Genomic DNA, 23,432 nt, shown 5'->3' on the forward strand with positions numbered 1-23,432 from the left:
CACTTTGGTCCGTAGACATCATGCGGTATTAGCAGTCGTTTCCAACTGTTGTCCCCCACCAAAAGGCATATTCCCAAGCATTACTCACCCGTCCGCCGCTCGTCAGCAAAGTAGCAAGCTACTCTCTGTTACCGCTCGACTTGCATGTGTTAGGCCTGCCGCCAGCGTTCAATCTGAGCCATGATCAAACTCTTCAATTAAAAGTTTTTTCTGTTCTCATCCAATAAGGAATGAAGAACCTGCTCAATGAATTCTGAATTTATTTAATATCTTTCGATATTGAATTGACTGTGCTGAATAATTACCGAAATAACTATTCTGTTGGTCACTCAGTTTCTCTTTCGAGAAATCACATTGAGACTCTAAATTTTTTGCCTTGCTTACCTATCTAAAAAGAAAGTTAAGTTCGGCTGTTAGAACTCAATCTGCACGAGTGCCCACACAGATGATTGCTTTATATTGTTAAAGAACGTTGCGATTAAAGTTAAACTTTATCTCGCTAGGGCTGCGCATACTACGCTTTCCTATTTTTTTGTCAACACTTAAATTTAAACTTTATAAAAATTCAAACTCAAGTTTTACTCGACTCACTGATTAACTCTTGCCCCGCTATGCGTTGCGCTCTGCCGTCTCAGTGGGGTCGCATTATAGGGCGCGGCGGATTTTACGCAAGCGTTATTTGAAGAAAACTTGAAATAAAGTACTGTTCGAGCAAATATCAAACGAAACGTTCGAAAACACATCTAAACTAAGCCAGTATTTAGTAATTAGAGCAAGGTGCACTTGAACAAGTCACTACATCGGACAAAAAAACAGCAAAACCATTTGTATATATGAAATTTCATATATATAATATTGAAAAACACCTGATTGATACACTCTTTATGCCTAACAGTTGTAAACCAAAAATAACCGTGCTGTTTATATGTACTGAAAACTCAGCACGTTCACAAATTGCTGAGGCTCTACTACGCCATAAAGCAAATGAGCGGTTTGAAGTATATAGTGCGGGTACTACACCAAGCATTATCGACCCACGAACGCTTTTGGCTTTAGAGACATTTGCTATTCCAACATCATCACTACTTGCAAAAAGTATTAAGTATTTTGAAAGTAGGCAATTTGATTACGTTATTACGTTATGCGATCAAGCTAATCAAGAATGCCGTGCTTATCCATATGCAGTAAATCAACTTGCATGGGATCTTCCAGATCCCAAAACACGCTCAGGCTTAAACCCATTTTTAATGACTATTAATGAATTGAATAATCGTTTAATTATGTTTCTTAAGGTAATAAACAATACCGAGCAAACCACACACGATGAACTCACCAAAAATACTTTTATAAATGAACAAGCGCAGCCAGTGCATTTTGATCCCATTGTTTTTTATAAATGCCTAACGGATGAGATACGCTTAAAAACACTTATGCTTGCCAATTACCATGGCGAACTATGTGTATGTGAATTAATGATAGCGCTAAATGAACAAAGCCAACCTAAGGTATCCCGTAATTTAGCTGTACTAAAAAAAGCAAACATAATCACTGATAGAAAGAATGGCCAATGGGTATTTTATCAAATCAACCCGTTTTTACCTGATTGGGCTAAAGCAATCATTAACCAAACGACTGAAAGTAACATTGCTTTAATAACTGACGACTTAAAAAGATTAGCTGTAATGCATGACCGCCCAGATAAAGTCAGCTTTTGCCGCTAACGACTATTAATAAGAGTTTCATTTAAAATTAAACACATACACATACACATACACATACACATACACATACACATACACATACACAACCAAGTAAGGATTTAACAATGGCTATAAAAGTGGGTATTAACGGTTTTGGCCGTATGGGACGTTTAACAATGCGCGCAGCGTATGATTGGGCCGATATTGAAATTGTTCATATTAACGACCCCGCAGGTAATGCTGAAACATTTGCGCATTTAATGACGTTTGATTCTGTCCACGGTAAATGGCACCACGAAGCAGAGCATACTGACAATACAATAGTTATTAATGGTAAAGCTATTGGCTTTACACAAAATACCAAAACTCAAGACACTGACTGGTCTAACTGTGATGTTGTTATTGAAGCCTCAGGTAAAATTAAAACCAAAGCCTTATTACAAGCCTATCTTGATCAAGGTGTAAAACGCGTTGTAGTAACCGCACCAGTAAAAGAAAATGGTATTTTAAATGTTGTAATGGGGGTAAACGACCACCTTTATAATAAAGACACTTACCCAATTGTTACTGCGGCATCGTGTACAACTAATTGTATCGCACCTGTTGTTAAAGTGCTCCAAGAGCAAATAGGTATTAAACATGGATCAATCACTACGATTCATGACATAACTAACACACAAACTATTATAGATGCGCCGCATAAAGATTTACGTCGTGCGCGTTCATGTGGCACTAGTTTGATCCCTACAACAACAGGTTCAGCAACGGCTATCACTCATATATTTCCGGAGTTACAAGGCAAATTAAACGGCCACGCAATTCGTGTACCTTTAACAAATGCATCAATTACTGATTGTGTATTTGAACTTAACCGCGATACCACGGTTGAAGAGGTTAACAGCTTGCTAAAACAAGCCTCTGAAAATGAACTTAAAAATATCATGGGTTATGAAGAGCGCCCGTTAGTCTCTGTTGATTATAAAACAGATCCTCGCTCAAGCATTATTGATGCCTTATCGACCATGGTCATTAACAATACACAAGTAAAACTCTACGTCTGGTATGACAATGAATGGGGCTATGCAAACCGCACGGCAGAGCTCGTTTTAAAAGTTGGCTTGGCAGATAAGGAATAACCAACATGGGGCTAATTACGTCATTATCACCGCAAATAAAACAATATTTGGTGATTACAGGCAATTATTGGGCATTCACCCTGACTGATGGTGCACTGCGTATGTTGATCGTGCTGTATTTTCATCAATTAGGTTATGATCCATTAAGTATTGCTATGCTATTTTTGTTTTATGAGATCTTTGGCGTAATTACAAACCTTGTCGGCGGTTGGTTAGGCGCTCGCTTTGGTTTAAATAGAACCATGAACATTGGTCTTGCATTACAAATTGTTGCCTTGGCAATGTTATTAGCCCCAACATCTATGCTAAGTATTTTATATGTAATGGCAGCACAAGCACTTTCTGGGATCGCAAAAGATCTCAATAAAATGAGTGCAAAAAGTGCCATTAAATTACTCGTTCCCAGTGATGAACAAAGCCAACTATACAAATGGGTAGCATTACTTACCGGCTCAAAAAACACCCTAAAAGGAGTGGGTTTCTTTTTAGGTGGTTTACTACTTACCCTACTTGAATTTCATGGTGCAATACTTGCCATGATTTGCATGCTTACAGCAGTATGGCTATTTAGCTTATTCGCGTTAAAAGAAGACTTAGGCAAAGCTAAAAACAAAGCTAAATTTAGTGAGTTATTTTCAAAGAGCAAAGCGATTAATGTACTCTCCGCGGCGCGGTTATTTTTATTCGGCGCCAGAGATGTCTGGTTTGTAGTGGCGCTGCCAGTATTCTTGGCTGCAACATTTGGCTGGGATCACTGGTGGGTTGGCGGCTTTATGGCAAGCTGGGTAATTGGTTATGGCATAGTGCAATCATTTGCACCTGCTTTTACTGGTAAAAAGTCAGGGCAAGTACCCAATGGCCGTAGTGCATTTTTATGGGCTAGCTACTTAACCATCATTCCTGCACTGATAGCCTTAGCGCTGCATTATGATTTTTATATACAAGCAGCCATTATTATCGGCTTACTGATATTTGGTGCTGTCTTTGCTATTAACTCATCATTACACAGCTATTTAATTGTCAGCCTTGCTGATAGTGATGGCGTGTCACTTGATGTGGGCTTTTACTATATGGCCAATGCCATGGGAAGATTAATAGGCACTGTTTTATCTGGTTGGGTATATCAGCAATATGGGCTTGAAGCGTGTTTATGGATCTCAAGCGCGTTTATTGCGTTAGCCGCCTTACTTTCTTTAGCATTACCACAAACGGCCGAAGTACCCTCACCATAATTTAGTTTATTCCTGTATTGTATTTTTCACGATACAGGAACGCCCTCAACTACTATCCCTAAATATGGAACGGTTAACGCATTAACTTTTGACTATAAAAAACATGTCAATTTTTAGCCGCACGGGACGCACAATGAACTTAACAACAACACCCTCATCACTGCTCACAGATCCAAATTATTTAAAACAATCACAAGCAAACACCCAGCAAGCAAATAACACGGAAGAACAAACAACTTCGACTAAAACGGCTAAAAATATTGATGATGAAGCAACTCAAAATAAAACTGACAGTGACGAAACAGCTGAAACCGCACAACAACAAATGATTAAAAATATTAAAGATCTACAAAATAAAATGCAGAGCCTTGAAACTGACAAAAGCCTGTCTAAAACTGAGCAACAAACTAAACTTGCAGAGTTACAACAAGAATTAGACAGCGAGCTTATTTCAATACAGATAAGTGTTAAAAAGAACGTATCAACATTGATGGGGAATTTATTTTCATCAGCAGGGAATACTAGCTCAGGTTTATTGTTTAACCATCGCGCCTAATGACAGCATTTAGAGTTGTTAATTATTTTTATTGGAAGTCTTTAAAAGTGGTGGCCCCTCCCAGACTCGAACTGGGGACCTAACGATTATGAGTCGTGTGCTCTAACCAACTGAGCTAAGGGGCCATTTTGTATTAGCATATGTTAGTTAACTAACGCTAAATTTTGAAGCGTTTAACCACAAGAGCGGTTAAAGCGGGTTGCAGTATAAAAAGTTTTTACCGCCTTGTCACTAGCAAAAACCTTTATTTTAACAATGAATAAGCCAACTGCTTAAATAGTAATCGCAAAACACTTAATTGCACATTAAAACCGCAACTAGTAATGCTTAATCTATCTTTTGACCTTGGTTAAGCTAAATAATAATTAAGCATCGGGGTAAATTACATAGCTTTAAACTACCGTTACTTTGATTTAGAAGAGATATCACTCCATTTTAAACCAAATTTACTCAAATACTTTTGTAACCTACTTGAATCGTTTATTTGAGACTTAAGCGTGCGGCTTACGTTAAATAACTCCCTCCCCGCAGAGGCCATACTATTGTGCTGCTGGCAAATAGTAAGCACATAGCCAAGCTGATTAATATCAAAATCATCTAATGTATCGACCTGAGTTTTTTCGAGATAATGTAAAAGCACATTCGAGGATGATTGCTGATTGTAAGGATACCACGCTTGCTTTAAGCGCTTTATTTCATCGTTAACATCTTCCACCGTGATCCGAGAAGAATCCGCCAAAGTACACAACCTTGTAATTGCAGAGCTCAAATCGCGAAAGTTGCCAGTCCATAGAGCCTCGTTTGATGTGGCAAAGTTAATGAAGGTACTTTTAGCTTCTTTGTTAAATTGTACACGGCGCCCCATTTTTTTAGCATAGAGATCGACTTCGTAATCGATATTTGCAGGAATATCTTCTTTTCGATCTTTAAGTGCCGGTAACTCGTATGTCCACAAATTAATACGGGCAAATAAATCAGCTCTAAAATGGCCTTTGGCTATCTCTTGCTTCAAATTACGATTTGTACCTGCAATTAATTGAAAATTACTTTGTATGGGTGTATCACTGCCAACAGGATGAAAAGTTTTATTTTCAATTGCATGGAGTAACATTGCCTGTTCTTCTAAACCGAGCTCACCTATTTCGTCTAAAAATAACACGCCGTCATGGGCTGTCAGTAAAAAGCCATCTCTTGCTTGTTGCGCGCCAGTGAATGCCCCTTTTGTGTGGCCAAAGAGCGCAGCCATCGCATTTTCACCTTTTAACGTGGCGCAATTTACTGATACCAACGTGCCTTTTAACATAGAACGTTTTTTCTTTAATTGAAATATACGGGTTGCCAGCTGGCTTTTACCCGCCCCAGTCGGCCCGGTTAAAAGCATTGGGTCGTGCGAGCGAATTGCTACTTTTTCTATTTGCGTGATCAGCTGATTAAAAAAGACGTTTTTAGTTTCTATCCCGCCTTTTAAAAACTCTTTACCTTGCTGATGCTCTACATCAAACCGAGTTGCTAATTGATCATACTTGGATAAATCCAGATCGATGACCTGTATACGTCCTATCGATTTATTATTGTTATTGTGATCCGGTGATGTTTGAATCAAACGCCCTGGGAAATGGCGGCTTTCTGTAAGCAAGTAGCTGCATATTTGCACAACATGCGTACCTGTCGTGATATGAAATAAGTAATCATTTTTATCTGTATCAAAAGTATAGTGCTGGCACCAATCAAACAGCTTTGCATACACTTCTTCAAAATCCCAAGGATCACTAAAATTAAGTTGATGCAACTTAACATTCGTCTCAGGCGAGATAGACTCAATATCCACTGCAACATTATTAGCAAGGCGGTGACTGTGATTATCATGCAGCATATGCAGCTGGTTAACGATTAGATCATCTTGACTGCACAAACTTACGTTGGGCCGCCACTTGGCCCATTTATCAGATCTTTTACCTACATAATCTAACTGTGTACCAATTAAACTAACGACAACGGTGCCTTTCACTTTATATCCATATAGATAACCTTAATATCTAAAAACAATACATAACAACAAAAAACCAATCAAGCTTAATAATCAAAAACGGTGATGAAAATAATTTAAATTCATTAAAACAACAACTTAAAAATAAAAACAAACATTAAAATGCACTTGGCACGTGACTTGTAATTACATAGGAGTCTGATTAATTGGATGTGATTCAAAAAGTCACTCTGGTGCGCTCAACACTGTTGCCACGTATTCCTAATCAAACAACTATTAAAGTAGCTCAGAGGTAGAGCAACGGCTCAGTGCCGTGTGCGAAGGTTCGAATCCTTCCTTAATAATACCCTTTAAAGGTAGCTCAACTGGTAGAGCAGCGGTTATGCCGCTTGTTGTGGGTTCAAGTCCCACCCTAAACATAAATATAAATACGTTAGTAAGTAGTTAGTACCACTGCTTGATAAACGCCTAACACGAATAAGCCTTGGCAAGCCGGATGCTCCCCATCGCAATCTCGTTTTGAGCTTTTATCAAAAAAGTATTTAACCCTTACTAACCCCTTAACTTAAGGGGAGTAAAAACAATAAGGAATTTAAAATGTTAAGCAAAAAATTATTTAAAAAAATAGTAGAAATCACTGAAAACCAAAGAGTGCTAGTGTACAAAAATCAACAGCTCATCAATGTGCTCACAGCTGGCAAACATACGTTTTGGGATTTTAAGAATGAATTATCATTTGATTATTTTGATATAAACGCCCTTTATTTTTCAGAGAAAAATGCCGAAAGGCTATACCGAAATAGTCCGCAATTAAGCGAGCATATTTTCCACTGCAAGTTAAATAACACCGAAGTGGGCTTGCTGTACATTAACGATTTACTTGAAGGCATAGTGGCACCCAGCGAGCAATTATACCTATGGCAAGATGCCGGTGATATTCGCCTAGAGAAAATATCAATCGATAAAGAGATAACCTTAGACGATAAAGTGCTTTTTTTAATTAACCGAGCTGGTGCAAACACAGCGTCACGTTTAATTAAAAGTGAGCGTACCGTTGCGATTAAACCAATTGCTGATTTACACGTAGCAAAAGAACACGTTGGTTTACTGTATGTAGATGGCCAACTATTAAAACAACTCACACCTGGTCATTATGGTTTTTGGCAATTTAACCACGAGATTGAATTAAAAACGTTTGATTGCAGAACGCAGTTACTCGAGATCTCAGGGCAAGAGATCCTAAGTAAAGACCGCGTAAGCTTGCGCATTAATTTAAGTGCCAACATTAAAGTACATGACGCTCAGCTTGCAGCGCGAAGCGTTGATAACGTGAATGACTTTGTCTACAAAGCTTTGCAGTTAGCATTACGTGAAGCCGTTGGCACAAAATCGCTCGATGATATCCTGTTGGATAAATTGTACGTAAATGAAACAGTAAAAGAGCTAGTTGCACAGTCTTTAACAGACATTGGCATCACCCTTGCGAACGTTGGTGTAAAAGACATTATTTTGCCAGGCGAGATGAAAACAATACTAAACCAAGTGGTTGAAGCGCAAAAAGCAGCTGAGGCCAATGTCATAAAAAGACGCGAAGAAACATCAGCCACCAGAAGCTTGCACAACACGGCCAAGGTGATTGAAAACAACCCAACACTAATGCGCTTAAAAGAACTGGAAGCGTTAGAAAAAGTAGCTGAGCGAATAAACAACCTAACCGTGTATGGCGGTTTAGAAGGGTTAATGAATGGTGTAGTAAAAATAGCCTAACCAGCTAGCGCTATTCTCAATAAAAACAACAATAAAAAGAATCAAGGAAAAACAAATGTGTAAAAATTATAACGTTATCGAAAACCAAGGCAGCGTACCAATTAAAGCGTGGACCAAAGGTGTGCCGTTTGAAGAGCAAGCCCAACAGCAACTCAACAATATTGCACGTATGCCCTTAGTACACTCGCATATTGCCGTAATGCCAGACGTACACTTAGGTAAAGGCGCAACCATTGGCAGTGTTATACCCTCTGTTAATGCGGTTATTCCAGCAGCAGTTGGTGTTGATATTGGCTGTGGTATGGTGGCCACTAAAACCACCTTAACCGCAAGCCAACTACCTGATAATTTACTGGCGATTAGGCATGCTTTTGAGTCTGCAGTTCCCCATGGTAGAACCAGCAATAGAAGCAAAGCTGACAGAGGTGCATGGCATAACATTCCCGATATAGTTGCGGGTGAATGGCAAAAGCTACAAGCACGGTTTGAACGTATTTGTGAAAAACACCCTGCAATAAAAAAGAGCAACAACGTTAACCATTTAGGCACTATGGGTACGGGTAATCACTTTTTAGAGCTGTGTTTAGACGAACATGATGCCGTATGGATCATGCTCCACTCTGGCAGCCGTGGCGTAGGTAACCGCATTGGTACGTATTTTATTGAGTTAGCTAAAAAAGAAATGCAGCGTCATCAAATTAACTTACCCGATATGGACTTAGCCTACCTTGAAGAAGGCAGCGTCTTTTTTGATGACTACGTTGAAGCCGTTGAGTGGGCGCAAGATTTTGCTGCCAAAAACCGTGAAATTATGATGTTTAATGCCATAGCCGCATTACGTAAACAAATACCTGTTGTGTTCTCAACCCATGAGCTCGCGGTTAATTGCCACCATAATTATATTTCGCGTGAGCATCACTTTGGTAAAGACTGTTTTGTAACACGCAAAGGCGCCGTAAGAGCAGAAAAAGGCGAAATGGGCATTATTCCTGGCAATATGGGCGCACGCTCTTTTATTGTTAGAGGCTTAGGTAACCCTGAAAGCTTTAACAGCTGCAGCCATGGTGCTGGGCGTATTATGTCTAGAACAAAAGCCAAAAAGGTGTACAACGTTGAAGATCAAATAGCCGCCACACAAGGTGTAGAGTGCAGAAAAGATTCATCAGTCATTGATGAAATTCCTCATGCCTATAAAGATATTGAAAAAGTAATGGAAGCACAAAAAGACTTGGTTGAGGTGGTATATACCTTAAAACAAATTGTTTGTGTAAAAGGATGAAGATAATTATATGACCACACAATTTATAAAAATAGATGGCTCACAAGGTGAAGGCGGCGGCCAAGTATTAAGAACTGCCCTCACGCTCTCGATTCTAACCCAGCAAAATATTGAGCTTTGCAATATTAGAGCCGGCAGAAACAAAACAGGCTTATTACGCCAACACCTTACATCTGTTTTGGCCGCACAAGAAATATGCGATGCCAGCGTAGAAGGCGTTGAACTTAGTTCAACGCATATTCGCTTTTCGCCGGGCAAAATAAAAGCAGGTAACTTTCATTTTGCTATTGGGAGTGCAGGCAGCACGGTACTAGTATGCCAGACTATTTTACCCGTGTTGGCACTGGCGCAAAGCAGCTCAACCGTGACGTTTGAAGGGGGCACACATAACGGCATGTCACCTTCTTTGAGTTTTTTAGAGCAGTCATTTTTACCCATACTCAAACGTATGGGCATTAACTGCCACGTTAAAACAACAGCACTTGGATTTTACCCTGCGGGCGGCGGAAAATGGCAAATTAGCATTCAACCAGCAACTAATTTTACGCCCATTCAATTAACTGATGCCGGTTCTGACCTTGCTAAAAACATCAGTAACTGCTCACTAACGGCACTAGTAAGTTCACTCCCCTCGAGCATAGGGCAGCGCGAAATAAACACGGCTAAAAAAGTACTCAATTGGCAAGATGCACCAAGCCATGTGCAAAACGTGATCACCCCAGGACCGGGTAACAGCTTTCAATTAGGTATTGATAGTGAAACGCATCGTACTGTGTTTGAAGTGACGGGTGAAAAAGGATTATCAGCCCAAAATGTAGCAAAACGCGCAGCAGGAAGAGTAAATGCATTTATTCAATCCCAGGCCGCCGTTGAAGAACATTTAGCCGATCAACTGTTACTTCCTATTGCATTGGCGGGCAGCGGCAGTTTTACAACAACGAAACCAAGCCTACATACACTAACCAATATAAATGTTATTAAACATATATTAGGAAAGGAGATAAAGTTAAAGCAACTAACAGAGTCCCTGTGGCATGTTTCGCTATTACAAAAGACTTAAACGACCTAAATTCGGATAATAAATACAACGGTAAGGTAATGAATAATAAATTAAACAAAGTTTACTTAGTGGGCGGCGCAGTACGAGACTCATTACTTGGCCGGCAATCAAAAGACAAAGACTATGTTGTAGTAGGCGAAACACCTGCCACTTTAATCGCATTAGGTTATCAGCCTGTTGGCAGTGATTTTCCGGTTTTTTTGCACCCAAAAACTAAAGACGAATACGCCCTAGCACGCACCGAGCGAAAAAGCGGCAAAGGTTATTGCGGCTTTACAGTGGATGCCAGCACATCAGTAACGTTAGAAGAAGATTTAGCCCGCCGCGATTTAACCATCAATTCAATGGCAATGGATGCTAAAGGCAACATTATCGACCCTTTTAATGGCCAAGCTGATTTAAAAAATAAAATACTCAGGCACACCACCGACGCCTTTGCAGAGGACCCCGTGCGCGCATTGCGCATTGCGCGTTTTCTTGCCCGTTTTGGTGAGCAATGGTCAATCCACCCAGACACTCAAGCACTTATGAAGCAACTAAAAGAAAGCGGCGAACTTGCGCATTTAGTGCCCGAACGTGTATGGAATGAAACCGAAAAGGCATTGAGCGAGAAACACCCCCAGTTATTTTTTCAAGCGCTTAATGGCTTAGCGCTATTTCCTGAAATCGAATCTATGCAAGGCATCCCTCAACCTGAAAAGCACCACCCTGAAGGTGATGTTTACATTCATACTATGCTGGTACTAAAGCGAGCTGCTGACTTAGGGTTTGATGTTGAAACACGCTTTGCTGCCCTCACCCACGACTTTGGCAAAGCCTATTGCCATCAGCAATATGGGAATTTACGCGGCCATGAGCAAATAGGCATTAAAATAATTAATGAATTTTGCGAACGCTTAAAAGTACCTAATAAATTCAAAGCACTGGCAGTTTTAACAAGTGATAACCACACCCGCTGTCACACGTTATTTGAGCTAACACCTAAAAAAGTACACAAACTCATTGTTGAAAAAATGAATGCAATAGTCCATCCACACCGTTTTTTACAGTTTCTTCAAGCTTGTTTGTGTGATGCACAAGGCAGAGGTGAGACTTTTGTAAATAAAGACTATCCGCAATTACAATTTGCACAGTCGCTATTAAACGCACTAAATCAACTCGATAAAAAAGCCATAGTACAACGTGCTATTTCACAAGGTAAAAGCGGCCCACATATTGGCACCGCGATGCGCGAAGCGGAAATAAACTGTTTACGTGACTATCTAACTGAATTTAAGAATAATGAAAATAAAGAACCAAACCATGAAAATAACTAAAAAAGAGAATACGGTACATAAACACATCGACAAAGATATTCACGCCGAAATAATGCGCAGAATAAAAGCCGCAGAACTAGAGCATGATGTTAAGGTACTTTACGCGATAGAATCAGGCAGCCGAGCGTGGGGATTCGCATCCCCTAACAGCGATTACGACGTGCGATTTATTTACGCCCACCCAACAGACTGGTATTTAGCAGTAAACCTCGAAGATAAACGCGATGTGATTGAATACCCAATCGTCGATGAAATCGATATAAACGGCTGGGATATTCGTAAAGCCTTAAAGTTATTTTATAAATCTAACCCCGCGTTTATTGAGTGGCTACAATCACCCATTGTTTATGTAGATGACGACCATTTTGCAACAAAAGCGCGCGAATTGATGCCACTCATCGCATCATCAACACGAGGGATTTATCACTATTTACACATGGCTAAAGGCAATTTCCGCGAATACCTTAAAAAAGAGCAAATACCTCTGAAAAAGTACTTTTATGTTTTAAGGCCTTTGCTTGCAATTATGTGGCTTGAAAAATATAACGAGCCAGCACCCATCGAGTTCGATACTTTACGTAAATTAGTAGCCGACGATACCCCGCTTAATAATGCAATATCAGCGCTTTTAGCATCAAAACGCGTCAGTTTAGAAAAGGAGTATATTAAAAGCGTGCCTGTAATTAATGAGTTCATTGAATCAGAACTAGCCAGACACGAAAACTACACATCAAAATTTGAAAAAAGATCTGTTGATTTTGAAGAATTAAACCAACTTTTTATTGATATTTTAAGCAGAAGTGTGGATAAGTAAGCCATTGCTTTTACTTAGGAAATAAGGATATAAAAGTGAACAAAAAAATGAGTTAGAGGAAGAGCTTTCCCTCGCAATAATAAAGTTAGTCAAATTATTTAATTCACCTCAAAAGAGGCCCCCTCTATGCCCAGTTTCTCTTGTAACATCACAATGGCAATTGGGTAATCTAGATTACTGGGAAAGATTTATTCGTGATGAATATGAAAAAGCTCTTTCTTCGCAGCCAAAAAACATATGGAATTTTTGGTCTAATACTCCATCGAAAACAACATGGATTGATTTGTGCAGTTGGGATGGCCATAAAAGAGAATAAGCACTTCGCAGTATAGAGGGCGGTGCACAAAATAGATTTGTTTTAGCATTAGTATGTCGAAGGCTTAACGACTGGGTACCTCAAGTAAGACAAGCAGCTAGCGAAGTACTTAGCAAAATCATTGAAAACACTGATAAAAACGATGTTGCAGATGTCATTTACTTTACCCTAAGTCACTGGTCATCATGGAAAAGAATTGATGATAAAAGCAAAAGCATATTATTAGAAGTAATCACAATCCCCTCTATTTTAGATAAGCTTAAATTAAATTTAATAGCATCACCAACAGGCCCGTTAGCTTTAATATTTTCACAAATTGCCCGTAAGAGTGCGATAGATCATTTCCTTGTAGACATCGCCCACAATGCTATTCAACCGTCACTTCGTACCAAGGTTTACAAGTGCTTATTTAACAAAGAAGTATCTTGGTTTAATGGTAGAGAATGGCAATGGACAGATATTCGATATTGCAAAGGGTCGTGAAGTGCCAGTTATTGCACAGCGGTATTTGACAATTCAAGTACCACTTGTTCCGCTGCTTAAATCCGCAGCCAGCGATCGATCTTCAATCGTGAGGCGCGTAGCTGCTGAAGTGTTAATTAGAGAATTAGATAGTTTAGGCGATGAATCAATACAACTTGCTGAACAACTATCATTGGATCACGCTGCTCCCGTTGCTGAACGCGGTAAATTTGCACTCCGGAAAATTGCAGGCTCCACATTATTCTAAAATAAAAAGCGCCCTTGTAATTTAGGGTCGCTTTCGTATATCTATCAATATTCTTTAAGTGAGACCTAAATAGCTGCCCACTGATTGCTTCATAATTTCGACTAATGCGTTATCCATGTATTGGTATTCGTCAGGAATATCTAATACATGAATATCTTTGTAATCTAACAGTCGAGTAAACTGTGCCTTTAAGCGGCTTTTATGTTTTTCTTGCATGACGAAAATCACATCAGCCCATTGAATAGTTTTAGCATTTACCGTTCTATTAGCATTAGGGCTTGTACCCGCAGACTTAACAGCTAACGCGGGATGATTTTTCCATACTTGCTCGCCCGTTGGGCTTCGCCATTGGTTACGGCTACAAATAAATAGCACTTTTATGACTTTATGTTCCTTCATTAAATAAGTCCCCCCTTATTAACTGAGCGCTCTTGGCTTAAAATAAACTTTTTACCGTTAAATATTTTTACTGGGTTACCGCGCTCTACCTCCCAGTGTTGTTGCCAACGTGCTTTTTCTTGTTGCGTCATTGTGTCCAATTTTGTTGCTTCGAGCTTTTGAAACAATAAGGCTCTTGCCAAGCGCTTATTGGCATGTTGACTTCGTTCACTCTCAACGCGCACTGAAATACCTGTTTCTGTATGCGTGGCTCGAACTGCTGAGTCGGTGGTATTAACATGCTGACCACCAGCACCCGACGCGCGGCAGGTTTGAAAGGTCACACTGTTATCAAGCTTACTTTCATCAATAACGTACACTTGGCCGCTAAAAAACCAGTTTTTACGTTTATGCTTAGGCCGATACTCACTTTGGCATACCCACAACATAGCGCCTTGCCATAACTGAGCCAATTGCTTAACTTGGCTTTCCTTTTCTGAATAAGCTGTTGTTGAATCGAGTTGCCCTGAACCAACTTGTAATAGTACCGATTTAAAACAGTCCTGTTCTTTAGTCGCAACGGTTTCAACAATATCTAGCTTGATGCCCTTTTCTCGACATTGCTTTTCAATCGTTTTCAGCGCCAAACCAACAGCTTTGCAACACTCGACAGGGCCTTGCCCAGCAGATAGTTGTAGTAATATCATGATGAACAATCTCCATTTGTTTTAAAGGTTAGTATCGGGCGTAACTTAGCCACAACTTCAATTAGCCCTGCATCGACCATATCGCTGATCACCGTTTCGCACTTTTTGTATGCTTGTGGGGCTTCGTCGTATAACAGCTCTTTATTACCACACACTACGCGACTACCTAACGCTGTTCGGTATAAATCTTCGCGCTTATATTTATGACCCAATCGACCATGACATTCACCACGCTGCCACTTTCGCCCGGCGCCATGCGCTAATGAAAATAAACTGGTGTTGATGTTTTCAAGCATGGCTGAGTTATCATCGTTTAGCTCTGCTAATATAGGTTTTACAAGGTAACTATAATCCCCCCGAGAGCCCGGAATAACCACATAGCCTTTATCACTTGGTGTTGCGCCTTTTCTATGTAACCAACCATCACAGCCATCAATGTTTTTAGGCGAGACTAAATTGTGGTTAATGTCCAAGCTACACTCACCATTGGCGCGTATTGCTTCTAAAAACCGCATTGCTATCAACTCACGATTCAGCTCTGCAAAGCGTACGGCTTCATCATGTTTATTCATGTAATCGTTGAAACCTAGATCGCTTTCACATAGCCCATCGTGATTATATTTTGCAATATGATCCACCAATATTGATTGCCCCAGCCCTCTAGAGCCCGAATGAACAAGAAGCTGAAGATGCTTTTTATTCAACCCTAACTCATCTAAAGCGGCTTGATTATAAATCTCATCAATCGCCTGAAATTCAGCAAAGTGATTACCGCCACCAATGGTGCCTAAAGTACGATCATGACCACTAACAGTTATGTTTTTTGCCGCTTTTCGGCTTTGAATAATCGCAAGCCAACTGTCATCAAGTGGCAACTCAACATGTTCAAATTTTTTGGCGAGTTTATCTAAATTTACTTTTGCTACTTTTGCTGACGTTTGCCACAGTGACATGCCACAGCCTATATCGTTACCAACCAGCGCAGGGTAAATTTTGTTTGTTGTAAAAAATGCAGCCCCGATAGGATAACCTCTCCCGGGGTGTAAATCAGGCATGCCCGCAACGCGTTGCATACCATTTAGCTCTGATGTTTTGATCAGTTGCTGTATTGCCAGCCCTTCAATCCACGTATTTTTAGACGCAATGAGGCTCACATGTTCAGAAATTTTTTGGACGGATTTGCCCATAATACCAATTCCTTTTTCTTTATTAGAAAAATAGGATTAAAACGAAATTCGAATTGGCAGGTCTGGATCTATTTTGAAATCAAACGAAAGGAACGCGTTTAAACGCAATGTTTACCTAAATGTACTTAATATATAAATACGTAGCTAAGTAACCGGTTTCTTATCGGATAAGACCTGCAAAGGATGTTGATGTAAATGTCATAGTATTTTCTCCCTTACAGTTAGTTGATGAACCCAACACTTAGGATAAGTGCTGAATAATTGAACGAGCGCATGGTAATCAGTTTTTGCACATAAAGCAAACATAAATTTATTTTATGTTTGCTTTATGTGCTGTATTACATAGTGTTACACCTATGTGCAGCGACAATAAAGTTTGTAACCTTGGGGTGATCGCTTCACCCCTTAACCTTGGTGATTGAATTTTCAAATTAGTATGACTTAGCATAGTATATTGCAAGTCTTATTAGGAGATGTTTCAGCCACTATGATTATCAATGACTTTTATACTCGAGAAGTTGAAGTTTATCGAGACCCTGAATTAGCCATTTCAATTAACAAAGAAACTGGCGAAGAAAACTTAAAACTTGCTGAGTCTAAAGATGAAGAACAAATCAAAGTTCATATTCTGATAGACCCTCATGGTTATTTGGTTAAACCTGCCTGTTTATATTTATATTGGAAAAAAGATGAAGAACAAGTCAAAACAACTGCCACTGAAGCTAAAGCTTTATTGCTCTACTTTAGGTTCTTGCATCAAAATCAGCTAAATTATTGGAAATTTCCTCACTCAAAAAGTCGCAAGCAGACCTTTAAATTTGCTGATTTTCTTGTTGCTTCAATAAATTCTGAAGATATCGCTATTTCAACAGCTAAAACGTACTTAAGAGTTATTGTTAATTTCTATAAATTTTTGGGGCGAAATAATCTTATTGAATTTTCAGAAAAAAATAAGCCATTTGATTTTGAAATGATCTCAATTAGACAGTCAGGGATGCTGTCACATACTCAGCGGGTTATTAGTGTCCAAACTACTAATCTAATGAAAAGGTTACCTAGAGACCAGAAGAAACATGTTACCAGAAAGCTATCTCCTTTAACTCAAGAGCAATGACCATGTACTACGCCCGAAATGCCAGCTCATTCCAAAAGATGTTTCATGATCTAGAAAAAGAAAAGGTAAGACAACAAGCCCAACTATATTCAAGACTTGAAGGCAAAGCCTATAGCGGTGAAAAGTTAGGAGGAGGTCAAGGTAAAAATATGTACTCTGAAAGTTATGTAGATAGAAATATTTCATCGCAGTACTATGAGAAAGAAATTAAATCAGGTAGAAAGCATATTCATGCTTTGGCTCCTGGCATGTACTGTATAAACAACACTTGTAGCATGAGGATTGGTATTGAAATTGGAGAATGTGTTGATTGTGATTGGGCTGTTATTGAGAGTGGCACATATGCTCAAGCAGTTAGACAAGAAAGCATCAAAATATTGAAAGGCTTGCAAAGCAAAAGGGAGTTAACCGCTGATATAATTGCTTTTCAAGAGGTACGTATTCGATCTGCCGAGAAAATATTAAACGATCTTAGTATTAGCTATATACCTTATCAAGCCAGTGAATGCTTAATTACATCAACAATATAAGATTTTTATGACAAAGATACGCAACCCTGAAATTACTAGGAAAAAATTAATTGATGCTCTTCAACGTTTAGTCGATGGCGACCCAGAGCGCCTAACCGGTAAGTATAAAATAAACGTTAAATCTGTTCAGGAAGAAGCTGGTTTAAGCTTAGGTTCGGCTTATAGATATCCTGATGTGATGGATACAATTGCGTTAGCGAAACAAACCCAAGCGAAAAAAGCAGGAAATGTTCGTAAGCGTTCGGCTAGCACTGATTTAGAAAGGCTTAAAGAAGAAAAATCAAAAGAAAAAAGGCTAAAGGATAAATACCGACAAGAATTAGATGTTGCCAATCAAAGGTTAGATGAAGCCTATGCAGAACAGACGATGCAGTTAACTGCGACAATGAATTTGCTGGATATTGAGGACAGAATTAAGCTCCTTCAAGAGTCAAAACCTAAAGTCATTAGAATCAAATGAAAGATGTTATGAATCAAGGAAAGATTCATTGCTGTAAGATAATATAGTTAGCGAGTGCAGAGAACTTGCAACCTATAACTGTGTGAGTAATGTAGGAAAAAAATTAACAGCTTTATTGATGTAGTGTACTCTGATCCAGTAATCAAGAGGGAGGCCATATTTATTAAGCCTGTAAATAGATCAGTGACTCTGTTGTCTAATCAAGCTTAAGAGTTGTATCCGCTAATAATGGTTACTTGGGAAAAGCCCCTTTAAAAATAAAAAAAGTTCGATTTTATACATGCTCAAAATCAAATGAGTAAGATAAAAATTAGCAAGGAAAGCAAATGTGGTCAGATAAAGAATCCAAAATTGATTTTTTAAACTTTAATGAGATTGCTGAATCAATCAGAGATCTCATAACAGAAAAAGAGCTAATGCCGATATCTGTTGGTGTATTTGGTGATTGGGGAGCCGGTAAGTCAACTATTTTAGAGCTGACAGCTAACGCGCTTGAAAAGGAAGAGCAAGAGTATATCCAGATTAACTTCGATGCATGGACATTCCAAGGATATGACGATGCAAAAGCCGCTCTATTAGAAACCATTGCAGCACAGCTCGTCGAAGCTGCTGCTGACGATGAAAAGCTACTTGTCAAGGCTCTCGATTTTGCCAAACGTATCGATAAAGTCAGATTTATGGGTCTTATGGCTGAAGGCGCTGCTGCTGTTTCTGGTATGCCTACATTTGGTGCAATTCAGAACTTTTTCGGATGGGCTAGTGATGCCACTGAAGATGACGATTTAGATCTTGAAGATGTTCAGAAAGATGCCAAAGAGCTTGGCAAGGTAGGTAAAAAAGCTAAAGGACTTGTAAAAGCTAAGAAGAAATTCTCGCCTCCAAAAGAAATTAGAGAATTTAGAAAGTCGTATATATCGTTATTAAATGCTTTCGATAAGCCTGTAATTGTCTATGTTGACAACTTAGACAGATGTTTACCTGAAAACACAATATCCACGCTAGAAGCAATTAGATTGTTCCTGTTCATGCCTAACACGGCATTCGTTGTTGCGGCTGACCCGGACATGATCCGCTTGGCAATTCCACATTTCCATAAAGGTGCGTCAGTACGTCATCAAACCGATTACCTAGACAAGCTGATTCAAATCCCAGTGCATGTGCCAAAGCCCGGTGTTGCTGAAGTTAGAGCTTATTTGATTATGCTAATTGCACAAGACAGAAAAATCCCGTTCGAAGAGTTTGATCGTTTAAGAAAAGGGCTTGAATACTCGCTCAAATTCTCTTGGAAGCAAGAACGGGTATCTATTGATGACTTGCTAGAAGGATGTCAGCTTGATTACGTTGCTGAACTTAGAGAAGAGTTCAAGATTGCTGAGCAAATGGCTCCAATATTGGCAGAGTCTGCAAACATTAACGGTAACCCTAGAATCGTTAAGCGATTACTGAATCAAATTAAGATGAGGAAAAAGACTGCTTATCGAAGAGGTATGCAACTCGATGAAAGAACAATAACTAAGTTAGTGATTTTTGAACGTTGCATGGGTATTCAAGCTACAAATAGATTGTATGAACTCATCGATACTGAGAATGGTAAGCCAACTCTCATAGCCGAACTAGAAAATACAGATAAAGAGTTTGACGTAAGCAAGTTGCCTGACGAATGGAAGAAAGAGTTACGCTTTTTAGATAAATGGTCTCGATTACAGCCTCAATTTACAGGTGTAGATTTAACAGCTGCTGCATACCTAAGTAGACAAAACATTCCTATGGGTTCGGTTAATTCTGTTATGTCTGGTGCTGCACAAAGAATGCTAGAAGGGTTATTAAAACAAAAAACTCGTTCTAGTAAAGCAAGTGCTGAGCTAATAGAGATTACAGCAAGTGAAGAATACATCTCCGTAATGGATAGCCTCATTGAAGAGTTACGTAACGTTGAGGATTGGGGCTTAAAGACTTTGGGGATTTATGGGGCGAGACAGCTGGCCGTGCACGATGAAAGATGTAAGGATAATTTCCTAGCCTTCGTGAAGAAGGCTCCAAAAAAACGATGGTTAGAATCAATGATAAAGGAATTAGAGGGAACTAAGTAATGGGAACTTCAGCATCAAGTACTGGACCGAACAATAAGAGTCCACTTCTGCCCCCGTGGGCAGAGCAAGGCGATCCTGTGGAAGTCGGAGCTGGTGACGGAAATGGTCAACAAGCACCAGATGGAGATGCTGCCGAGGGCAACGAGCCATCGAAAGAACTCGATAATGGAAAAGTACAAGAGCAAATCCCGGGACCAGTTCCAAATATCCCATCACCAAACCGACTGGCAGGTGCAAGAAGAGCGTTCGGGGATTACGCAAAATCAGGTGGCAATAACTCTAATTTAAGAGGCTCCCTTAAAAAGTATTCCAGAAGCTCCGGTGGAGGTTCTGGTACAAGCCGCAGATTAGCAAGCGGTATCACAGCAGGTTCCGGTTTCTTAGGAGTGATGCAAGGTGATAGTGTTAGAGTTAATGATAGAAAGCTTTCTCTATCCGACCTTAACGGACTATCTACTGACCAAGCAATAGACCGTATTAGCGAGCATTTAACGCCTGAAAATGGTGATGCAGAATCTGTGCGTTTAGCAATAGATTTCGCATTAGCGGAGGTGTTGCCGGAGGAAGATACATTTAATGAGTCTATGTTTACGGATGAAGTCGTGGAAGAAGCTATCTCTTGTTACTTAACAGATCTTATTTTTCAAGATGTTGTTAATGGCATGGGTAAGGCTTGGTTTCATGCTGAACACCCAAGTAAACATCATAGAATGGAAGAAGAATTAAGGGATCTAATAAAAGTGATAACTCAATCTAAAGTAGAAAAAGTGACGGGTGATAATGGAGGGGATATATCGCAAGACAATATCGCTAAAATACAAATCGACGCGATATCACAGACTGTAGATGAATGGGAGTCTTTCAATGATTAATTTTTATTTTAATAATGATCCTTCTATGCTCCCTGCTTACTCTGAGACTTGTCACCCAGTTCAGCTCTTTAACACGCACCCACATAATAGCTCTCAGCACAGTAAGGCTTCTGGCAGCTTACTAAAACGAGTACGTGAACTTGGTATTAATGTCGATGCAAATGCCATAGATTTGATAACGATAGCCAGTGCAGTTACTGCTGCTGAGACATTTGAGCGTAGAGGTGATGCGGCTGATGCGTGGTCAAGGGTAATGCATCTACACATCCCGGTAACTGACGAAAAATTGTGGAATATATTATCGGATCGATTGAGTTCTATTTTGAGTTTTTTGACTGGCGATCAATGGAAGTTTACATTCACTAAAACATCACTTCAGTTGCCAAAACCTATTGTTAGCAATGAATCCAAAGCAAGGCTAAATAGCCTTAAAGGATTAAACTCAGTATGTCTTTTCTCTGGTGGATTAGATAGTGCAGTTGGTGCAATAGACATACTTAACGGTAAATCTAAATACAAGCCACTGCTTTTGAGCCATGCTTACCGTGGCGATGGTGTTAAGCAAGAAAACATAAAGAAGCTTCTAAAATCTCAGTATGGTGAGCTTTCTTATAGTATTTCACCTAGTTTAATGTCACGGTTAAAAGGCAAAACTGATGTCACGATGCGTGGAAGAAGTTTTAACTTTTTAGCTATGGCTGTATTGGGTATATCAGCTCTTAGAAATGCTAATGATGATAGTAGTATTTCAACCATTATTGTGCCGGAGAATGGGTACATTTCTATCAATCCTCCACTCACAAGACGTAGAATTGGTAGCCACAGTACACGGACTACTCATCCGTATTTCTTGAACCGTCTTGAAGAGCTCTTAAAAGACGCTGGTTTCCACGTGAAATTTGTTAACCCATACCAATTCAAAACTAAGGGCGAAATGTTAGCAAAATGTGTTGATCAAGCTGCAATTGCTAAAGCAGTACCGTTAAGCGTATCCTGTAGTCATTGGCACCGAAAGCATTTGCAATGCGGTCACTGCGTTCCTTGTTTAATAAGGCGCTCGTCGGTTCATCATGCAGGGTTTACGAAAGACGCTCCATACGTTAGTCAGAACTTAAAGTTTGTCTATAAAGAGAAATACACTAGGGATGATCTGCACGCGGTGCAGACGGCAATTATCAGGCTTAAAGATAGCAAAGACTATAAAGGCTGGATTAGACAAAGTGGCTCATTACCAGACGATCAAACTACAAGAAAAAAACTGGAATCTACAATTAAACGTGGACTGAAAGAAGTAGAAACGTTTCTCAAGGCGAATAAAATCTAATGATGGATATGCATTGTCATGTCGATCTTTACCCCGATCATGGCGTAATCCTAAAAGACATCATTGATACAGGATTTTATGTCTTATCAGTTACCACAGTACCTTCGGCTTTCGAAGGTACTCGTAACCTAACGCGTGATATAAAAAACTGCCGAACAGCATTGGGGTTACACCCACAGTTAGCCCATCAGAGGAAAAATGAGCTTGCTCTGTTTGATAAGCTGATAGGGGAAACCCGGTATATTGGCGAGATTGGCCTTGATGGTTCAAAAGGATTTAAAGAGCACATTGATGATCAGTTACTCGTCTTTAATCACATTCTCAAAAAATGTGAATCATACAACAACAATATATTGACGATTCATAGCCTCAATGCTGTCGATATGGTTTTGGAGTGTTTAAATGAACACCCCAAAGCAGGCATACCGATCCTTCATTGGTTTTTAGCAACAAAGAAGCAAATATCAAAAGCAATCGACCTTGGTTGTTATTTTTCAATCGGGCCCGCCATGTTAATTTCAGCTAGAGCAAGAAAAGTAATTTCTTGGTTACCTAATGAAAGGATTCTGTTAGAAACGGACGGTCCATTTGCTAAGGTTGATAGAAACATATTATTCCCATCAAATGTACAAAGTGTTATCGAATATTTGTCGATTGATTGGGGTAAGTCTCGAGAAGAGGTTTTAGCAAAGCTTTCGAATAACTTGAGGAATTTAGTTTCTAACTAACTTGATTGACAATATAGTGTAAATCAAGTTAAAACTATGACTTATTTGTCTATAAATTTATCATATTTTTATATATTTTATGACTAAAAATATGACTAATGATCAATGCGGATCTAGACCTTGTAATCCAATGTCTATAGCCGTAAATC

General features: G+C 39.4%; 21 protein-coding genes, 2 tRNA genes and 1 rRNA gene. 18 read left to right on the forward strand and 6 right to left on the reverse strand.

From position 1 onward, the window contains the following. Positions 1-200: ribosomal RNA gene (locus ACJJVX_RS19120) — 16S ribosomal RNA — on the reverse strand; the annotation flags it as partial. Positions 201-884: 684 nt separating this feature from the next. Here ACJJVX_RS19120 and ACJJVX_RS19125 point away from each other — a divergent pair. The 4 genes from ACJJVX_RS19125 to ACJJVX_RS19140 all read left to right on the forward strand — a co-directional run bounded on the left by ACJJVX_RS19125 (position 885) and on the right by ACJJVX_RS19140 (position 4,624). Beyond that, entirely contained in the window at positions 885-1,721 is an 837-nt protein-coding gene (locus ACJJVX_RS19125; RefSeq protein WP_169326901.1) for a metalloregulator ArsR/SmtB family transcription factor, read from the forward strand. Between the two features lie 104 nt (positions 1,722-1,825). Beyond that, positions 1,826-2,836 (forward strand): ArsJ-associated glyceraldehyde-3-phosphate dehydrogenase, encoded by a 1,011-nt coding sequence (locus tag ACJJVX_RS19130; protein WP_054204808.1) that lies wholly within the window; start codon positions 1,826-1,828, stop codon positions 2,834-2,836. 5 nt (positions 2,837-2,841) lie between these two features. Beyond that, positions 2,842-4,068 carry an organoarsenical effux MFS transporter ArsJ gene (arsJ, locus tag ACJJVX_RS19135; RefSeq protein ID WP_054454837.1) on the forward strand — a complete coding sequence of 409 codons (1,227 nt, stop codon included), beginning with the start codon at positions 2,842-2,844 and terminating at the stop codon, positions 4,066-4,068. 133 nt (positions 4,069-4,201) lie between these two features. Next, on the forward strand, positions 4,202-4,624 hold the full coding sequence (locus ACJJVX_RS19140; protein ID WP_152960623.1) for a hypothetical protein: 423 nt from the start codon (positions 4,202-4,204) through the stop codon (positions 4,622-4,624). Positions 4,625-4,672: 48 nt separating this feature from the next. On the opposite strand, the gene ACJJVX_RS19145 is transcribed toward ACJJVX_RS19140, so the two are convergent. Together ACJJVX_RS19145 and rtcR are read right to left on the reverse strand one after the other, a co-directional pair. Continuing rightward, positions 4,673-4,749 (reverse strand) — tRNA-Ile (locus tag ACJJVX_RS19145). 278 nt (positions 4,750-5,027) lie between these two features. Continuing rightward, entirely contained in the window at positions 5,028-6,632 is a 1,605-nt protein-coding gene (rtcR, locus tag ACJJVX_RS19150; protein ID WP_405633007.1) for an RNA repair transcriptional activator RtcR, read from the reverse strand. 253 nt (positions 6,633-6,885) lie between these two features. On the opposite strand from rtcR, the gene ACJJVX_RS19155 reads away from it, so the two are divergent. The 7 genes from ACJJVX_RS19155 (at position 6,886) to ACJJVX_RS19185 (ending at position 13,893) form a co-directional block, all read left to right on the forward strand. Next, a tRNA-Leu gene (locus tag ACJJVX_RS19155) sits at positions 6,886-6,955 on the forward strand. A gap of 253 nt (positions 6,956-7,208) precedes the next feature. Continuing rightward, positions 7,209-8,378: a slipin family protein gene (locus ACJJVX_RS19160; protein ID WP_405633010.1), complete on the forward strand. Its 1,170-nt coding sequence runs from the start codon at positions 7,209-7,211 to the stop codon at positions 8,376-8,378. A 55-nt stretch (positions 8,379-8,433) separates the two neighbouring features. Beyond that, on the forward strand, positions 8,434-9,657 hold the full coding sequence (locus ACJJVX_RS19165) for an RtcB family protein (protein WP_405633013.1): 1,224 nt from the start codon (positions 8,434-8,436) through the stop codon (positions 9,655-9,657). 10 nt (positions 9,658-9,667) lie between these two features. After that, entirely contained in the window at positions 9,668-10,717 is a 1,050-nt protein-coding gene (gene rtcA / locus ACJJVX_RS19170; protein ID WP_405633016.1) for an RNA 3'-terminal phosphate cyclase, read from the forward strand. A gap of 38 nt (positions 10,718-10,755) precedes the next feature. Further along, positions 10,756-12,033 (forward strand): multifunctional CCA addition/repair protein, encoded by a 1,278-nt coding sequence (locus ACJJVX_RS19175; RefSeq protein ID WP_405633018.1) that lies wholly within the window; start codon positions 10,756-10,758, stop codon positions 12,031-12,033. Then, a complete protein-coding gene (locus tag ACJJVX_RS19180) occupies positions 12,020-12,847 on the forward strand; it encodes a nucleotidyltransferase domain-containing protein (protein WP_405633021.1) in 828 nt (275 codons plus the stop codon). The genes ACJJVX_RS19175 and ACJJVX_RS19180 overlap by 14 nt, the downstream gene beginning before the upstream one ends. 749 nt (positions 12,848-13,596) lie before the next feature. Next, positions 13,597-13,893, forward strand: coding sequence for a hypothetical protein (locus tag ACJJVX_RS19185; RefSeq protein WP_405633023.1), 297 nt, complete (start codon positions 13,597-13,599; stop codon positions 13,891-13,893). A 54-nt stretch (positions 13,894-13,947) separates the two neighbouring features. Here the strand turns inward: ACJJVX_RS19185 and ACJJVX_RS19190 are convergent, their stop codons facing one another. From ACJJVX_RS19190 to ACJJVX_RS19200, 3 genes are read right to left on the reverse strand one after another with little or no spacing between them, the layout of a single operon-like run. Next, positions 13,948-14,292: a low molecular weight protein tyrosine phosphatase family protein gene (locus ACJJVX_RS19190; protein WP_197279067.1), complete on the reverse strand. Its 345-nt coding sequence runs from the start codon at positions 14,290-14,292 to the stop codon at positions 13,948-13,950. After that, positions 14,292-14,978, reverse strand: a complete 687-nt coding sequence (prfH, locus tag ACJJVX_RS19195; protein ID WP_405633025.1) for a peptide chain release factor H — start codon at positions 14,976-14,978, stop codon at positions 14,292-14,294. Before prfH ends, ACJJVX_RS19190 begins: the two co-directional genes overlap by 1 nt. Continuing rightward, positions 14,975-16,165 carry an RNA ligase RtcB family protein gene (locus ACJJVX_RS19200; RefSeq protein ID WP_405633028.1) on the reverse strand — a complete coding sequence of 397 codons (1,191 nt, stop codon included), beginning with the start codon at positions 16,163-16,165 and terminating at the stop codon, positions 14,975-14,977. Before ACJJVX_RS19200 ends, prfH begins: the two co-directional genes overlap by 4 nt. Positions 16,166-16,619: 454 nt before the next feature. On the opposite strand from ACJJVX_RS19200, the gene ACJJVX_RS19205 reads away from it, so the two are divergent. The 7 genes from ACJJVX_RS19205 to qatD all read left to right on the forward strand — a co-directional run bounded on the left by ACJJVX_RS19205 (position 16,620) and on the right by qatD (position 23,283). After that, positions 16,620-17,279 carry a hypothetical protein gene (locus tag ACJJVX_RS19205; protein ID WP_405633031.1) on the forward strand — a complete coding sequence of 220 codons (660 nt, stop codon included), beginning with the start codon at positions 16,620-16,622 and terminating at the stop codon, positions 17,277-17,279. A 2-nt stretch (positions 17,280-17,281) separates the two neighbouring features. Next, the gene (locus ACJJVX_RS19210) at positions 17,282-17,809 is read left to right on the forward strand and encodes a hypothetical protein (protein ID WP_405633034.1); all 528 of its coding nucleotides are present in this window, start codon (positions 17,282-17,284) and stop codon (positions 17,807-17,809) included. 7 nt (positions 17,810-17,816) lie between these two features. Continuing rightward, a complete protein-coding gene (locus ACJJVX_RS19215; protein ID WP_405633036.1) occupies positions 17,817-18,269 on the forward strand; it encodes a hypothetical protein in 453 nt (150 codons plus the stop codon). A 326-nt stretch (positions 18,270-18,595) separates the two neighbouring features. Continuing rightward, a complete protein-coding gene (locus tag ACJJVX_RS19220; protein ID WP_405633038.1) occupies positions 18,596-20,359 on the forward strand; it encodes a P-loop NTPase fold protein in 1,764 nt (587 codons plus the stop codon). Next, complete coding sequence (locus ACJJVX_RS19225) at positions 20,359-21,231, forward strand: hypothetical protein (protein ID WP_405633039.1); 873 nt, start codon at positions 20,359-20,361, stop codon at positions 21,229-21,231. Before ACJJVX_RS19220 ends, ACJJVX_RS19225 begins: the two co-directional genes overlap by 1 nt. Continuing rightward, the gene (qatC, locus tag ACJJVX_RS19230; protein ID WP_405633042.1) at positions 21,224-22,555 is read left to right on the forward strand and encodes a Qat anti-phage system QueC-like protein QatC; all 1,332 of its coding nucleotides are present in this window, start codon (positions 21,224-21,226) and stop codon (positions 22,553-22,555) included. The genes ACJJVX_RS19225 and qatC overlap by 8 nt, the downstream gene beginning before the upstream one ends. After that, positions 22,555-23,283, forward strand: a complete 729-nt coding sequence (gene qatD / locus ACJJVX_RS19235; protein WP_405633045.1) for a Qat anti-phage system TatD family nuclease QatD — start codon at positions 22,555-22,557, stop codon at positions 23,281-23,283. Before qatC ends, qatD begins: the two co-directional genes overlap by 1 nt. Positions 23,284-23,432: the final 149 nt, after the last annotated feature.

The organism is Pseudoalteromonas sp. Ld20 (assembly GCF_045064175.1).
GTDB lineage: Bacteria > Pseudomonadota > Gammaproteobacteria > Enterobacterales > Alteromonadaceae > Pseudoalteromonas > Pseudoalteromonas neustonica.